16 protein-coding genes are annotated in these 16,114 nt (G+C 56.1%); 8 read left to right on the top strand and 8 right to left on the bottom strand.

What is annotated here, in order from left to right; translation table 11 throughout:
• The first annotated feature begins 206 nt into the window (after positions 1-206).
• From HB631_RS15030 to rlmC, 7 genes are all read left to right on the top strand, one after another.
• Positions 207-686 (top strand): YbjN domain-containing protein, encoded by a 480-nt coding sequence (locus tag HB631_RS15030; protein ID WP_213991978.1) that lies wholly within the window; start codon positions 207-209, stop codon positions 684-686.
• Positions 687-1,057: 371 nt separating this feature from the next.
• The gene (potF, locus tag HB631_RS15025; RefSeq protein WP_213991977.1) at positions 1,058-2,170 is read left to right on the top strand and encodes a spermidine/putrescine ABC transporter substrate-binding protein PotF; all 1,113 of its coding nucleotides are present in this window, start codon (positions 1,058-1,060) and stop codon (positions 2,168-2,170) included.
• Between the two features lie 116 nt (positions 2,171-2,286).
• Positions 2,287-3,426, top strand: a complete 1,140-nt coding sequence (gene potG / locus HB631_RS15020; RefSeq protein WP_213991976.1) for a putrescine ABC transporter ATP-binding subunit PotG — start codon at positions 2,287-2,289, stop codon at positions 3,424-3,426.
• Between the two features lie 63 nt (positions 3,427-3,489).
• Positions 3,490-4,404 (top strand): putrescine ABC transporter permease PotH, encoded by a 915-nt coding sequence (potH, locus tag HB631_RS15015; protein WP_213992091.1) that lies wholly within the window; start codon positions 3,490-3,492, stop codon positions 4,402-4,404.
• Positions 4,401-5,246, top strand: a complete 846-nt coding sequence (potI, locus tag HB631_RS15010; protein ID WP_213991975.1) for a putrescine ABC transporter permease PotI — start codon at positions 4,401-4,403, stop codon at positions 5,244-5,246. Before potH ends, potI begins: the two co-directional genes overlap by 4 nt.
• A gap of 173 nt (positions 5,247-5,419) precedes the next feature.
• Complete coding sequence (locus HB631_RS15005) at positions 5,420-5,905, top strand: YbjO family protein (RefSeq protein ID WP_213991974.1); 486 nt, start codon at positions 5,420-5,422, stop codon at positions 5,903-5,905.
• Between the two features lie 55 nt (positions 5,906-5,960).
• Positions 5,961-7,088: a 23S rRNA (uracil(747)-C(5))-methyltransferase RlmC gene (gene rlmC / locus HB631_RS15000; protein ID WP_213991973.1), complete on the top strand. Its 1,128-nt coding sequence runs from the start codon at positions 5,961-5,963 to the stop codon at positions 7,086-7,088.
• Here the strand turns inward: rlmC and artM are convergent.
• The 5 genes from artM to HB631_RS14975 form a co-directional block, all read right to left on the bottom strand.
• A complete protein-coding gene (gene artM, locus HB631_RS14995) occupies positions 7,085-7,753 on the bottom strand; it encodes an arginine ABC transporter permease ArtM (RefSeq protein ID WP_213991972.1) in 669 nt (222 codons plus the stop codon). The two genes, rlmC and artM, sit on opposite strands and share 4 nt — an antisense overlap.
• Positions 7,753-8,466: an arginine ABC transporter permease ArtQ gene (artQ, locus tag HB631_RS14990; protein WP_213991971.1), complete on the bottom strand. Its 714-nt coding sequence runs from the start codon at positions 8,464-8,466 to the stop codon at positions 7,753-7,755. The genes artM and artQ overlap by 1 nt, the downstream gene beginning before the upstream one ends.
• Positions 8,467-8,475: 9 nt before the next feature.
• On the bottom strand, positions 8,476-9,207 hold the full coding sequence (gene artJ / locus HB631_RS14985; protein ID WP_213991970.1) for an arginine ABC transporter substrate-binding protein: 732 nt from the start codon (positions 9,205-9,207) through the stop codon (positions 8,476-8,478).
• Between the two features lie 14 nt (positions 9,208-9,221).
• Positions 9,222-9,950: an arginine ABC transporter ATP-binding protein ArtP gene (gene artP, locus HB631_RS14980; RefSeq protein WP_213991969.1), complete on the bottom strand. Its 729-nt coding sequence runs from the start codon at positions 9,948-9,950 to the stop codon at positions 9,222-9,224.
• 567 nt (positions 9,951-10,517) lie between these two features.
• Complete coding sequence (locus HB631_RS14975; RefSeq protein WP_213991968.1) at positions 10,518-11,069, bottom strand: lipoprotein; 552 nt, start codon at positions 11,067-11,069, stop codon at positions 10,518-10,520.
• Between the two features lie 318 nt (positions 11,070-11,387).
• On the opposite strand from HB631_RS14975, the gene HB631_RS14970 reads away from it, so the two are divergent.
• Positions 11,388-12,179, top strand: coding sequence for an N-acetylmuramoyl-L-alanine amidase (locus HB631_RS14970; RefSeq protein WP_345945715.1), 792 nt, complete (start codon positions 11,388-11,390; stop codon positions 12,177-12,179).
• Here HB631_RS14970 and ltaE read toward each other — a convergent pair.
• From ltaE to HB631_RS14955, 3 genes are all read right to left on the bottom strand, one after another.
• Entirely contained in the window at positions 12,141-13,193 is a 1,053-nt protein-coding gene (gene ltaE / locus HB631_RS14965; protein WP_213991967.1) for a low-specificity L-threonine aldolase, read from the bottom strand. The two genes, HB631_RS14970 and ltaE, sit on opposite strands and share 39 nt — an antisense overlap.
• Positions 13,194-13,282: 89 nt before the next feature.
• A complete protein-coding gene (gene poxB, locus HB631_RS14960) occupies positions 13,283-15,004 on the bottom strand; it encodes a ubiquinone-dependent pyruvate dehydrogenase (RefSeq protein WP_213991966.1) in 1,722 nt (573 codons plus the stop codon).
• Between the two features lie 175 nt (positions 15,005-15,179).
• A complete protein-coding gene (locus HB631_RS14955; protein ID WP_213991965.1) occupies positions 15,180-16,082 on the bottom strand; it encodes a lysine exporter LysO family protein in 903 nt (300 codons plus the stop codon).
• Between the last annotated feature and the right edge of the window lie 32 nt (positions 16,083-16,114).

The following is a 16,114-nucleotide window of genomic DNA, read 5'->3' as shown; positions in this document are numbered from 1 at the left end:
GGATTTTAAGGTCTAATTATGCTTGCTAATCATTCAAAATCAATGTGATGTTATTGCATTATCGGTCGCTTATCCTGCCGCCGTGCTTTCGCTTTCGCCGCCGAGAGCGATATTTGATGTAAATTGCTGTGTTTGACCGTAGCGCCTTTGATTAATATTCCGTAAGCTATGCCCCGTTTCGGATTTATTACTTAGGGGTTGGCGTTATGGATTCACTTGTTATTCCGGATCTTGATATCCTTAGACGCTGGATGGAAAAAATGAGTCTCTCATTTTTCGAGTGTGACTCCTGTCAGGCGTTGCATCTGCCGCATATGCAAAATTTTGACGGCATATTCGATGCTAAAGTTGATCTGATTGAAAATGTCATCCTTTTTTCCGCGCTGGCGGAAGTCCGCCCCACGGCGCTGATTGCCCTGGTAGGGGATTTGAGCCAGATCAACGCCAGTTCCTTGACCGTTAAAGCCTTTATCGATATCCAGGACGATAACCTGCCGAAATTAGTGGCCTGTCAGTCCTTAAGCATCGAGGTGGGCATCACCTTCGGCCAATTCCGCCATTTTATGCAGCAGGCGGAAGAACAGGTCTCCATGCTCATTCTTGAAGCACGGGCCAATGATTTGTTATTTATCGAAGAGGAAGAATCCCCCGTCGATGATAAGCATACGGCGCCGGTTATCCATTGAAACGCGGTCCCGCTCTGTGGCTGCGTCACATTTTCATCCCATTGTTTTCCCATGTTTATGCTGCATTTTTCGGCGATCGGCCCTATTTACCTCTCCGGTTACGCCATAAATACCCTATTTGATAGACAAAAAGTGAATAATTAATCGATTAAAACCATTTTTTTTGCAGAGCGCTGGCATACCGTTATCGCTGCGGTTATGCTTGCGATACTGGTCTGGATTCAGGGTATTATCCGACGTTATCCCTGCGTATCCGATGAATAAAAAATATTCACGGTAGTTCCATCAGCCGCTGCACTTTAATGACGCATTGTGTCTCAAGAGAGGCGCATACACATTTTCTCTTTACTGGGATCGGGAGGAAGCAACGGATGTTCACCCAACGTAAGAAATGGCTGTCGGGTATTGCTGTCGGCCTGTTGATCGCGGCGTCCGCCACCGCGATGGCGGCGGAACAAAAAACATTGCATGTGTATAACTGGTCCGATTATATCGCGCCGAATACCGTACCGGATTTTGAAAAGCAGACCGGCATTAAAGTTGTCTATGATGTATTCGATTCCAATGAGGTGCTGGAAGGTAAATTGATGGCCGGCAGTACTGGCTTCGATATTGTCGTTCCTTCCGCCAGCTTCCTTGAGCGACAATTAACCGCCGGTGTATTCCAGCCGCTGGATAAAAGTAAATTACCAAATTATAAAAACCTGGATCCGGATTTGCTGAAATTAATCAGCCGGAACGATCCAGGGAATAAATACGCCATTCCTTACATGTGGGCCACCACCGGTATTGCTTACAACGTCGACAAAGTAAAAGCCATCCTGGGCAAGGACGCGCCGCTTAATAGCTGGGATTTGGTGCTGAAGCCGGAAAACCTGGCCAAACTGAAAAGTTGCGGCGTTTCATTCCTGGATGCCCCATCGGAAATCTTCGCCACCGTGCTCAACTATCTGGGCAAGGATCCCAACAGCGGTAACGCCGCCGATTACACCGGTCCGGCAACCGATTTGTTATTGAAGCTGCGGCCGAGCGTCCGTTATTTTCATTCATCGCAATATATCAATGATTTGGCGAACGGAGATATCTGTGTGGCCATCGGCTGGGCGGGGGATGTGATGCAGGCGGCGAACCGCGCCAAGGAAGCCAAAAACGGGGTGAATATCGGATACAGTATTCCTAAAGAAGGCGCCCTGGCTTTTTTTGATGTACTCGCCATTCCCGCCGATGCGAAAAATGTTGATGAGGCGTATCAGTTTCTCAATTACCTGATGGATCCCAAGGTCATCGCGCAGGTCAGCAACCAGATTTTTTATGCCAACGGTAATCTGGCGGCCACGCCTTTGGTGGACGAGTCGGTACGGAACAATCCCGGCATTTACCCGCCGCCGGATGTGCGCGCTAAACTTTTTACCCTGAAGGTACAGTCACCGGCAATCGATCGCGTGATTACCCGTGCCTGGACCAAGGTGAAGAGCGGCAAGTAATTCCGGGCTTCATAAGATGTTGATCTCACTCACAGGCGGCTTAATCTCCCGCCTGTTATGCTTTTAGGGACGGCAAGCCAACTGCGCCTCGCCGGTTCCTTTTGTTCCGGAGAGCCATGTCAGTTAACGATGCAACACCCCGCCCACAGCCCAAAACTCTGAAAATGGTTACCCCGTTGCTGGAAATCCGCAATTTGAGCAAGGCTTTTGACGGGCAACTCGCGGTGGATGACGTCAGTTTGACCATTTTCAAAGGAGAAATGTTTGCTCTGCTGGGGGCGTCCGGCTGTGGAAAATCCACCCTGTTGCGGATGCTGGCGGGTTTCGAACAGCCCACCCACGGGCAAATTGTACTGGACGGCCAGGATCTCTCCCACATGCCGCCTTATCAGCGGCCGATCAATATGATGTTCCAGTCCTATGCGCTTTTTCCTCATATGACGGTGGAACAAAATATCGCCTTCGGGTTGAAGCAGGACAAGCTGCCCCGAGGGGAGATCAAGCAGCGGGTGGAAGAGATGCTCGCCATGGTGCATATGCAGGAGTTTGTCTCCCGCAAACCTCACCAGCTTTCCGGCGGTCAGCGGCAGAGGGTGGCGCTGGCCCGCAGTCTGGCCAAACGACCCAAACTGCTGCTGCTGGATGAACCCATGGGGGCACTGGACAAAAAGCTGCGGGATCGAATGCAGCTTGAAGTAGTGGATATCCTCGAACGGGTCGGCGTCACCTGTGTCATGGTGACTCACGATCAGGAGGAGGCCATGACCATGGCGGGGCGGATTGCCATCATGAATCGAGGCAAATTCGTCCAGATTGGCGAGCCGGAAGAGATCTATGAGCACCCCAACAGCTGTTTCAGCGCCGAATTTATCGGTTCGGTGAACATGTTCGACGGCTTGCTTAAAGAGCGCCGCAGCGAGTCGCTGATATTGCAAAGCCCGGCTTTGGTGCATCCGCTGCAGGTGAACACCGATGTGTCGGTGATGGACGCGGTGCCGGTACACGTGGCGCTGCGGCCGGAAAAGATCATGCTGTGCGACGAAGTGCCGGCGGATGGGTTCAATTTTGCCGTGGGGGAGGTGGTGAATATCGCCTATCTTGGTGATTTGTCCATTTACCATGTGCGGTTGCAGAGCGGCCAGATAATCAGCGCCCAATTGCAAAATGCCCATCGTTTCCGTAAAGGGGCGCCCACCTGGGGCGACGAGGTCCGTCTCTGCTGGGATGCGGACAGTTGCGTCGTGCTGACGGTATAGTCCAAGGGGGAAAACATGTCTGTTCCGGTTGAAAAAACACCGCCCCGTTCTAAGCCGGGACCGATGGATACCCCCGGCTACTTAACGCGGCTGCAGATGAGACACGGCCGCAAGGGGGTGATATTTTTGCCCTACCTCTGGCTGCTGCTGCTGTTTATGCTGCCGTTTCTCATTGTCTTTAAAATCAGCCTGGCGGATATGGCCCGGGCGATTCCCCCCTATACCAGTCTGGTCACCTGGGTGGAAGGCAAGCTGGATATCTCGCTGAACCTGGCGAATTTCATGCAGCTGCTGGACGACCCGCTCTATATCGAAGCGTATTTGCAGTCATTGCAGGTGGCGGCCATCTCCACGTTTTTCTGCCTGCTGATAGGTTATCCCATGGCCTGGGCGGTGGCGCACAGCAAGCCTTCCACCCGCAATATTTTGCTGCTGCTGGTCATCCTGCCGTCATGGACCTCATTTTTGATTCGAGTCTATGCCTGGATGGGGATATTGAAAAACAATGGCGTGCTGAATAATTTTCTGATGTGGCTCGGGGTTATCGATCAGCCGCTGGTGATCCTCCATACCAATCTGGCGGTGTATATTGGCGTGGTTTACGCCTACCTGCCGTTCATGATATTGCCGATTTACACCGCCTTGACCCGCCTGGATTATTCCCTGGTGGAGGCCTCGCTGGATCTGGGTGCGCGGCCGCTGAAGACCTTCTTTCAGGTGATTGTCCCCTTGACCAAGGGCGGAATCATCGCCGGTTCGATGCTGGTATTTATTCCGGCGGTGGGTGAGTATGTCATCCCCGAATTGCTCGGCGGGCCGGACAGTATCATGATCGGTCGGATCTTGTGGCAGGAGTTCTTCAATAACCGCGACTGGCCTGTGGCGTCCGCGGTGGCGGTGGTCATGCTGGTGCTGCTCATCGTGCCGATTATGTGGTTCCATAAACATCAGAACAAGGCCCTGGGGGAACACGCGTGAATACTCTGCCGGTAGTGCGTTCCCCCTGGCGTATTGTAATCCTCATCTTGGGCTTTACGTTTTTGTACGCCCCGATGCTGATGCTGGTGATTTATTCGTTCAACAGTTCAAAGCTGGTGACCGTCTGGGCCGGCTGGTCGACTCAATGGTACGGGGTGTTGATGCGCGACGACGCCATGATAAGCGCGGTCACCCTCAGCCTGACCCTGGCGGCGGCCACCGCTACCATGGCGGTTATTCTCGGCACGCTGGCGGCGGTGGTGATTGTCCGCTTCGGCCGGTTTCGCGGTTCCGATACCTTTGCCTTTATGCTTACCGCGCCTCTGGTGATGCCGGACGTGATAACCGGGCTTTCGCTGTTATTGCTGTTTGTGGCAATGGGCCATGCCATCGGCTGGCCGGCGGAGCGGGGCATGTTTACCATCTGGCTGGCCCATGTGACCTTTTGCACCGCCTATGTCGCGGTGGTGGTTAACTCCCGGCTGCGGGAACTGGACCAATCCATCGAGGAAGCCGCGCTGGATTTAGGCGCCACGCCGATAAAAGTATTTTTTATCATTACGCTGCCGATGATTGCCCCAGCGATTATTTCCGGTTGGCTGCTGGCGTTTACCCTGTCGCTGGATGATTTGGTCATTGCCAGTTTTGTCGCCGGTCCGGGCTCCACCACCTTGCCGATGCTGGTGTTTTCCAGCGTGCGGATGGGCGTCAATCCGGAGATCAACGCCCTGGCCACCATTATTCTGGGCGTGGTGGGCATTATCGGTCTGATTGCCTGGTGGCTGATGGCGCGCTCGGACAAACAGCGCCGGTTGGACCGGCAGCGGGCGGTCCGCGGTTGATTAGGATATATACCCTACATAATTCGCGTCAGGAAGGCCAACGCACCTGCAACTTGAAGTAGGACGGGTAAGGCTGGCCCAGCAGCGGGCGGCCTCTAGCTGAATGTGGTTAAAACTGCTAGCCTTGGTTCGTGCGCCGCACCTGTATGGCCTCATCTGCACGGAGAAAGACCATGTCGGAGATCTTTAGAAACCGTTTTACGGACCAGCCGCGCGGGTCCGGCCATGCCCCGGTGGCGGTGGTATCCGCCGCTACGGCCATTATCGCCACCCGCTGTGTGGGGATGGTGATGCTGGCGGGTAATCTGGGCTTGGAGGGGATGCGGAGTTTTATCAGCACCAGCAGCGGTTCCTGGGATTTGACGCTGTTGTTTCTGGCCGCCCTGGCGATATTGTCTCTGGAGTTGCGCTGCGGATTCGCACTGCTGAGGGGGCGCTCCTGGGCACGCTGGTGCTTTCTGGGCTGTCAGCTCACCAGTGCCGGTTATCTGTTCATCGCCACCTGGCGGGGTTTTTATCCCGAGATGTTCGCGCTGGCGGGGGACAGTGCCGCAGAAATCCTCTATCAGCTGTCAATGCATAAATTACCCGATGTGCTAGTGGTGGGATTATTGTTCGTGCCGTTAACCAGCCGAGGTTTTTTTACCGGCAAACGATGATTTTTTTGCCCCGGCGGTGATACAATGCGCGCCCATTTCGCTTTCCTGTCTGCCCATGCACTGCGAATTATTTAACGCCGACCGTTGTCATTCCTGCCAGTGGCTGGGGATGCCTTATCCGCAGCAATTGGCGGAGAAGCAGACGCGTCTCACCGAACTCCTGTCTCCCTTGAAGGTAGAGCAATGGATGGCGCCGGTGGCTTCGCCGCAATCGGCCTTTCGTTATAAAGCCAAAATGGTGGTGGGAGGCAGCGTTGAACGGCCGCTGCTGGGCATATTGCCCCAAGGTGGCGATCCGGTTGATCTGTGCGATTGCCCGCTGTACCCCGCCGATTTTGCCCCGGTGTTCTCAGCACTGAAAGTCTTTATCGGCCGCGCCGGCCTGACGCCCTACAGTGTGGCCCGCAGGCGGGGTGAGCTGAAGTTTTTGCTGCTTACCGCCAGCAGCCACAGCGGCGATTTGATGCTGCGTTTCGTGCTGCGTTCCGAGACCAAGCTGGCGGCGCTAAAAGCGGCGTTGCCCTGGCTGCAGGCGCAACTGCCCCGGCTCAAAGTCATTTCCGTGAACATCCAGCCGGTGCATATGGCGATTCTGGAGGGCGACACTGAAATCGTGCTCACCCGGCAAGCCGCTCTGGAGGAGCGTCTCAATGACATCCCGCTGTTTATCCGTCCCCGCAGCTTTTTCCAGACCAATCCGGCTATTGCCGCCCGTTTGTATGCGACGGCCCGGGAGTGGGTGGCGGCGCTGAATATCACCAGCCTGTGGGATCTGTTTTGCGGGGTGGGGGGGTTTGGCTTGCATTGCACGACGGCGGAAATGCGCCTGACCGGCATTGAAATCAGCGCCGAGGCCATCGCCAGCGCCCGGCAGTCCGCCGAAGCGCTGGGGTTGCGCCTGGTTGATTTCCAGGCGCTGGACTCCACCCGCTTCGCCTTGGGGCATGAGACGCCGGACCTGGTGCTGGTGAATCCGCCGCGGCGCGGCATCGGCGCCGAATTGTGCGAATATCTGGACCGCATGGCAACCCCCTGGATCTTGTATTCCAGCTGCCAGGCGGAGAGTCTGGTGAAAGATTTGCAGGCGCTGCCGTCATACCGGCTTGTCACCGCGCAGTTATTCGATATGTTCCCGCACACCGCCCATTACGAGACGCTGGTATTGCTCAAACGGCGGAATTAGTTGCGCCGTTCGAACCGCAGCGCACGATACTCCACCAGGCGCATCAGCAGCGTCAACACGCCATTGACGCACAGATAAATAATTCCGGCGGCGCCGAAAACCATGACGTCATAAGTCCTGCCGTACATCAGCTGCCCGTGTCCCATCACATCCATTAGCGTGATGGTATAGGCCAGCGATGTGCTTTTAAACACCAGCACCACTTCATTGGAGTAGGAGGAGAGGGCGCGTTTAATGGCGTACGGCATCAACAGCCGCAGTGACTGGGCGCGGCTCATCCCCAGCGCCGAGCAGGATTGCCACTGGCCGGACGGAATGGCGCGCATGGCCCCGCAAAACAGCTGGGTGCTGTAGGCCGCGCTGTTCAATGCCAACGCGGTCATGGCGCACAGCCAGGGTTGGGACACCAGCGCCCATAACCAGGGTATGGCGCGCAATGCGGCAAATTGCCCCGGACCGTAATAAATCAAGAATATCTGTACCAGCAGCGGGGTGCCGGTAAACAAGGTGATGTAGATTTTCACCAGCGGCGTCAGCACCGGGAGTTTCAAGTTCACAATCACCGTAAACAGCAGCGCCAGAAACAGGGCGATCAGGATGGCGCACAGGGTCAGCGTAAGACTGACGGGCAATCCTTTCATCAACTCCGGCAGGTAAGCCATCATCACGAAGCCCTCGTTTCAAAACGCGTCGACCGGCGCTCAATGGCACGGAGAATAACCTGGCTCAACAGGGTAATCGCCAGGTACACCGACGCGGCAATCAAATACCAGGTAAACGGTTGCTGGGTAAAATTAACGATGCTTTTGGTTTGCAGCATAAGATCATTGACGCTTATCAGCGAGACCAGGGCGGTATCCTTCAGCAGCACCAGCCACTGATTGCCTAAGCCCGGTAACGCATGACGCCACATTTGCGGCAGAATCAGCCGGAAAAAAACGGCGCTGGTTTTCATACCCAATGCCTGCCCGGATTCCCATTGTCCCTGGGGAATAGCTTTAATCGCGCCGCGCAGGGTTTGCGAAGCGTAAGAGGCATAAAGCAGCGCCAGGGCCAGCACACCGCAGATAAAGGGACTGATGTTCAGGTCCGCCGGCAGGCTCAGGGGCAGATGATAGCCAACCATAGTCAGGGTGAAACCGTCCGACAGCGTCAACAGCAATTGCGAGGCGCCGAAATAGATAAACAGCACCACCAATATTTCCGGCAGGCCGCGCAGCACCGTGACCACGCCGGTGCCCAGCAGTCCAAGCCATTTCCAGCGCGCGGATTCCCAGGCGGCAAAACACATCGCCAGCACCAGGCCGACAACCAGCGCGCATAAAGCCAGCCCGAGGGTTGTCCCGGCGGCGCTGGCGATAGGATGAAGTTCATTCATGAAGGCGGATTACTTTTTGAACCATTTCTGGTAGATGGTCTGGTAAGTTCCGTTCTGCCTGACTTTGTTCAGCGCGGTGTTGAATTGATCCACCAAGGCGGTGTTGTTCTGACGCACCGCGATACCCAGCCCGGTGCCGAAATAGGCTTTGTCGGTAATCTTATCCCCCACGGTAGCCAGGTCGGCATCTTTCGTCAGCCACTCGTTGACCACCGCGCTGTCGCCGAATACCGCGTCCAAACGACCATTCTTCAGATCAAGCACGGCGTTCTGGTAGCTGTCATAAGGTACCGCGGTAATTTCCGGATGTTTATCCAGCAGGAATTTTTGATGGGTGGATCCGTTTTGCATACCTACGCGTTTACCCTTAAGCGAAGCCAAATCGGTAAACTTGCCTTTTTGCGCGATGAAAATCGCGGAATTTTCATAATAGGGCTGGGAAAAAGAGACCTGCTGCAAACGTTCCGGCGTGATATCCATCCCGGAAATCACCGCGTCGAAACGGCGGAATTTCAGGCTGGGAATCAAACTGTCAAAAGCCTGATTGGTAAAGGTGCATTGCGCCTGCATCTCCTTGCACAGGGCATTGGCCAGATCGATATCAAAACCTTGAATGGTATTATTGGCATCGACAAATTCAAACGGAGAGTAAGAGGCTTCAGTGGCGAAACGAATGGTTTGCGCCGCGCCCGCTGAAGCGGTCATGCCGGCCAATACGGCGGCGATAATTAATTTTTTCATTTTTTGTCCAAAATTTAATGCGATAAGTAATGAGCAAAGGCTTCGGTTTGTGGCTTGGCAAAATGCGTCGCATCCCCTTGTTCCACAATACGGCCGTTTTCCATATAGACAATGCGACTGGCAGTCTTACGTGCTACCTCGACTTCATGGGTTACAATGACCTGCGTGATGCCGGTTTGCGCCAGCTCACGGATAATACTGACAATTTGCGCGGTGATTTCCGGGTCCAGCGCCGCGGTGGGTTCGTCGAACAGCAATACCTGCGGTTCCATCATCAGGGCGCGGGCGATGGCCACCCGCTGCTGCTGGCCGCCGGATAAATGCAACGGAAAGCGATCGCTGAAGTCCGTCAGACGCAGGCGATCCAGCAGCTTATCGGCCCGTTCATTGGCTTTCGCCCGCGACAAGCCGAGCACCCGGCAGGGGGCCTCGATTAAATTCTGTCGCACCGTGAGATGGGGCCAGAGATTGTACTGCTGGAAGATCATACCGACATTTTGCCGCAACTCGCGTATGTCTTTCTCCCCCGGCTGATGCCGGAAATCGTAATGATTCCCGGCAATGGCCAACTCGCCGGCGCGCGGCATCTCCAGCAGATTAAGTACCCGCAGCAACGAACTTTTGCCCGCCCCGCTGGGACCGAGAAGCACCAGCGTTTCCCCGGCCGGGCATTCAAGGGTGATATCAAACAGCGCCTGATAGGCGCCATAAAAACAGTCGATACGGTTTAGTTGAATACTCATGCGTTGAAACTGAATAGCCATTGAGGCGGCAGATGTTAACGTTGACGGGCGATTGATGCAATCCGCCATGATCAAAATTTACATTTAGGGGGGTAATAATATCATGGACAGCACAAAACGTCTTTGTCCGGGGCGTTTTGCCGGTTATGTGCTTTGTTAGCTCATTATCCCGCTATGGACCGCTTACCCCTGCACCACAACGAGGCGCGGGCAGTAATAATTTGCCAGCGGCACGCTAGGCCCGCAATCACCAATGGTGAAACTGAGCCTGTCAAAAAGAGCGCGTGTTAAAGGGAGACCGTGCTGATGGGGTCGAAGCGGGCATGGTTTTTCTGCCCGATCGAGCGCCCCATAGCAGGGTAGGCCCGCTTACACCGAGCGTGCAACGAGCCTGTCAAAGTGGGCGCGTGTTAAAAAGAGCGCGTGTTAAAGGGAAACCATGCTGATGGGGTCGAAGCGGGCATGGTTTTTCTGCCCGACCGAGCGCCCCACAGCAGGGTAGGCCCGCTTACACCGAGCGTGCAACGAGCCTGTTAAAGGGAGACCGCAGGTTTATAGGTCCGCATTTTATCGCTTTTCCAAGGTCTCCCGCAGGGTACCGGCCGGCGCCGGCGACAGCATACCAAGATAACGCACGTCATCCATCGCCCAGCAGTGGCCTTCGCGGATCATCAGCACTTCATCCTGCCATTGGACCGATTGGCCGTTGGCGCCCTGCTGACGCGACATATCCACCCGTAACGGAATGTTCTTTGCATCGGTATTCAATATGCGCGAAGCGCTATGTACGCTGGCCGAGGTGGGGCCGGCGGCGTTGCTGCTGAAAATATCCCCGGCGGGTAATTTGGCCGCCTTGTAGTTGTCCCGCTGGCTATTGCTGAGCAGTTGGTACAACCCGTCGCTCAGGTAAGGCCGGTATTGCGCCAACCGAGAACTGTCGGGCCGGCCCTGAACGTCCTGCTTCATGCGAAGGTCATAAAATTGCTGCGCCACGTCGTCCGGCCCGCCTTCGGCGCAAGGTCCGCTGCGGGTGCCGATATCTTTATATGCCGGGTCAACCTGGGTACAGGCGCCTAACAGCAGCGCCAAGGGGAAGAGTACAAGCAAACTTTTTTTCATTTTTGACCTTGTTAATGGCAAAGGAAAGAGGGGAAATTACCTTTGAGTATAATGAAAAAACAGTCAGTTGTGACGTAACGGCCACTTTTGTTCATCCCCGCGGCCCGCATAACCTCAAGATTATCCGTGACGCGGCTTTTAAACCGGTTGCGGACAAGGCATAACCTGGTGAGAATACCCGCGGTTTAATTGAGATTTTCTAGACGAGGTAGAACGTGCTTGGATAGGGGAAAACGCCGCGGCAGACCGCGGGCAACAAGAATCACCTGGGCGTTTCGGCTCATTGTCGTGCTATGCTTGTGTTATATCGGCTATTTTCTGGTGGAAAAAGAGAAGGCGGCGCCGCTTTATTACCATATCAGCAGCGAGCAAAAGGCGCTGGGAGCGGATGAACGCGTTCAGTTTCTGGTGCTGCATTATACCGCGGAAGATTTTACCGGTTCCATGAAAACGCTTACCACCGGTCAGGTGAGCGCCCACTATTTGATTCCGCTTCATCCCGATAACGCCGCCGGCATCCCCACCGCTTTGCAACTGGTGGATGAATCGCGCCGTGCCTGGCATGCCGGGGAAAGTTACTGGCGCGGGCGCAGCAATCTTAACGATACTTCCATTGGCATTGAAATCGAAAACGGCGGCTACCACCGTACGCCGACGGGATATGATGCGGCGCCTTATCCTCCCCACCAGATAGCGCTGGTCATCGCCCTGAGCCGGGATATCATCAACCGCTATCATATTTTGCCGTCAAATGTGGTGGGACACAGCGATATCGCCTGGCGCCGCAAACAGGATCCCGGCCCGTTATTCCCCTGGCGCCAACTGGCGGCGGCGGGAGTGGGTATCTGGCCGGATCAAAATCGGGTGGACTACTACCTGAGGAATAGGGATCCCCATGACCGGGTGGCGATGGCGGCTATTTTGCAGCGCATGGCCCGCTATGGTTATGACGTGACGCCGGGGATGCCCGCGGTATTACAGCAAAAAGCGGTGGCGGCTTTCCAGATGCATTTTCGCCCCGGTGACTTCCGCGGCCTGCCGGACGCGGAAACCGAGGCGATTCTTGATGCGTTACTGGAAGTAGACGCCCGTGAGGGGAGCGCCGGTTAGTTCACCGTGATGATGCAGGAATTCACGCCAGATTTGGACGACTTTCTCCAAATCCTGGCGGCTGATATTTAAATGTGTCACCAGACGGGTTACGGTACCCGAGGCGATGTTGATATCATGGCCGAGCATCCAAGGACCCAGTTTAGCGGCCAGCTCCGGCGACTGCCGGATAAACAGCATATTGGTTTGGGCGCCGGGGGCCATCACTTCCACGCCCAGCGCGCTGAGCTGTTGCCCGAGCCACTGGGCGTTGTCGTGATCGTCCCGCAGGCGCTGTACGTTATGTTCCAGGGCATATCGGCCGGCCGCCGCCAGAATGCCGGACTGGCGCATGCCGCCGCCCACCATTTTCCGCCAGCGTTTCGCCTGCTGGATATAGGCTTCATCGCCGCATAGCAGCGATCCTACCGGCGTCCCCAGTCCCTTGGATAAACAGATGGTCAGCGTATCGCAATATTGGGTAATGTCGGTCAGTGGAACATTCAACGCCACCGCCGCGTTAAAAATACGCGCGCCGTCAATGTGCAGCGCCAGATTGTGGTCGCGGCTGAATTGCCAGGCCTGCTGTAAATAAGCCAGGGGAAGAACTTTACCGTTATGGGTGTTTTCCAGGCATAACAGGCGTGTACGGGCAAAATGAAAATCGTCCGGCTTGATGGCGGCGGCCACTTTATCCAGCGGCAGCGTGCCGTCGGCGTCCACGTCCAGCGGCTGGGGCTGAATGCTGCCCAGTACCGCGGCGCCACCGGCTTCAAAACGGTAATTATGCGCCTGCTGCCCGACGATATACTCTTCGCCGCGCTGGCAGTGGGTCATCAGCGCCACCAGGTTTGCCTGGGTGCCGCTGGGGAAAAACAGCGCCGCCGCTTTGCCGCTCAGGCGGGCGCCGTCAGCTTCCAGGGCCGCTACCGTGGGGTCATCTCCATAGACATCGTCGCCAACCTCGGCCTCGGCCATCTGCCTGCGCATTGCATCGCTCGGCAAGGTGACGGTATCACTGCGTAAATCAATCATGCTTACTCCGTTAGATTTTAAGGCTACCACACGCATGACATTACCGCCCGGGTACGGACCAACCTTGACCCGGACGGAAGCCGTCAGCCTTAACGCAGCCAGTTGGTTTTTGCCAATTCCACTATTTCGTCGCCGCGTCCGTTGATAATGGCCCGCAGCATATAAAGACTGAAGCCTTTTGCCTGTTCAAACTTGATTTGCGGCGGCATCGCCAGCTCTTCTTTCGCGGTAATGACATCCACCACCACCGGTCCGTCGGTCGCAAAGGCTTCTTCCAGCGCGGCGTCAAGATCGGCGGATTTTTCCACCCGGATGCCCTTGATACCCGCCGCCTGTGCAATAGCGGCAAAATTCGGGTTCTGCAAATCCGTGCCGTCGGTGAGATAGCCGCCGGCTTTCATTTCCATGGCGACGAATCCCAGCACGCTGTTATTAAAAATAACGATTTTCACCGGCAATTTCAGCTGAATCAAGGACAAAAAATCGCCCATCAGCATGGCAAATCCGCCGTCGCCGCACAAGGCCACCACCTGCCGGCCGGGAAAGGCCGACTGGGCTCCCAATGCCTGTGGCATGGCGTTGGCCATGGAACCGTGATTAAACGAGCCCAACAAGCGGCGTTGGCCGTTCATGGTCAGGTAACGAGCCGCCCACACCGTCGGCGTGCCCACATCACAGGTGAAGATGGCATCCGGTGCCGCCAGGCGGCTGATTTCCTGCGCCACGTATTGGGGATGAATCGCCTTGTTGCCGCTTGGCTTGGCAAGCGTGTCGAGGTCCTGGCGGGTCTCGTGGTAATGCTGCAGCGCCGCATCAAGATGATTGCGGTTGGTTTTTTCCTTCAGCCGCGGCAGCAACGCCGCCAGCGTGGATTTTATATCCCCCACCAGGGCCATGTTCAGCGGGCAGTGCGCGCCGAGGCTGCCGGATTCGATATCGATTTGAATGATTTTTGCATCCGTGGGGTAAAACGCGCGATAAGGAAACCGCGTGCCCAACAGGATCAGTGTGTCGGCGTTCATCATGGCGTGGTAACCGGAAGAGAAGCCTATCAGACCGGTCATGCCCACATCGTAGGGATTGTCGTACTCGAGATATTCCTTGCCGCGCAGGGCATGCACCACCGGTGCCTTCAACAGCCCGGCCAACTGCACCACTTCATCGTGGGCATGAGCGCAGCCGCTGCCGCACAGCAGGGTAATATTTTCCGATTGATTCAGCAGGGCGGCCAGCTTTTCCAATTCGCCCGCCTGCGGAACCGCCAGCGGTTGCTGCGGGGTATACCATAATGGGGTGCCCTCGACCGGGGCGGCTTTCAGGGCTACATCGCCAGGCAGAACGATAACCGATACCCCGCGATCAAGCACCGCTTTACGGATGGCGATACCCAGTACCTGGGTGAGTTGCTCGGGATTGGACACCAGTTCGCAATAATGACTGCACTCACGAAATAACTCTTCCGGATGGGTTTCCTGAAAGTAACCGCTGCCGATTTCGCTGGAAGGTATGTGCGCGGCGATAGCCAGCACCGGTACCCGGTTGCGGTGACAATCGTACAATCCGTTGATCAAATGCAGGTTGCCCGGACCGCAGGAGCCGGCGCATACCGCCAGTTGACCGGTGACATGGGCTTCGGCGCCGGCGGCGAAGGCCGCCACTTCTTCATGACGGGTACCCATCCATTTGATGGTGCCCATGCGGTTCAGACTGTCGCTTAAGCCGTTCAACGAGTCGCCGGTCACGCCCCAGATACGTTTGACGCCGGCCTGCTCGAGGGTTTTGGCAACCAATGATGCCACGGTTTGTTTCATAGCGTTCCCCTTGGTAAATGATAAAACTCATTTGGAGTGAACATTTTCGTGCCGCTAAAGCTTAGACCTTTTGGACGCGGATTGGCAGCGGTCGGCGGGTCATGGCTGGAGAAGTCGGGGCGCAAAACGACGGCCGGCAACACCGCCGCTGCCGGGAATCAGTATAAGGGAGTCCTCAGGAGGAGAACAGGGCGATAAGAATCGGCGCCAGCAGGCTCAGTAAAAAACCGTGGACGATAGCGGCCGGCACCACGTCCAGTCCGCCGCTGCGCTGGAGCACCGGCAAGGTGAAATCCATCGACGTGGCGCCGCATAAACCCAGCGCCATGCTGCGGCTGCGGCCGATCAATCCCGGGATTAACATAATCGCCAGCAATTCACGCACCAGGTCGTTGAAAAAAGCGGCGCTGCCCACCACCGGGCCGAAAGCGTCGGTCATCAGGATCCCCGATAAAGAATACCAGCCGTAAGCCGAAGCCATTGCCAGTCCGGTACGCAGTGGCAAACCCAATATCATGGCCGCCAGCGCGCCGCCGGCCAGAGCGCTGACCGCCACCACCAGAGCAACCGTGGCGCCGCGCCGGTTGAGCAATATCTGTCGCAGGGTCATGCCGCCGTTGCGTAACTGAATACCCACCAGCAGCAGCAGCAAAATCAAGGCGAACTCACTGGCTTTGGATGCCGCATTCAACCATTGCCACTGCGTCAGGCCGATAACAAATCCCCCCACCACCACCAGGCAAAGTTTCAACGAGTCCATGGCCATACGCAGCCGTGACGGCGCGGGAACGCCCTGGCGATGCGCACCCGGCCAGGGCTGGCGTTTTTCCAGCCACCACAGGGCGGCACTGTTGCACGCCAGAATGCATATCGCGCTTACCCCCGCATACCAGGCTATCAGACGCAGGTTGGCGGCAAGGTTATCCAGAAATGCCAAACTTATGCCCATGAAAAACAGGATGATATACACCATGGCACTAAGGATGCGGTCTACCCGGTGTGCCCAGTCGCGGGATAGCCGGGGCAACAGGTAGCCCGCCACCAGCGGGATGAGAATAATTAACAGGCCGGAATACATGGGGGACGCCACATCCTTTTGAACGGCGGGGG

The organism is Sodalis sp. dw_96 (assembly GCF_018449575.1).
In the GTDB taxonomy this organism is placed as follows: Bacteria; Pseudomonadota; Gammaproteobacteria; order Enterobacterales; family Enterobacteriaceae; genus Acerihabitans.
The sequence above is the reverse complement of the archived record's forward strand: the minus strand, read 5'-3'. Positions and strand labels throughout refer to the sequence as shown.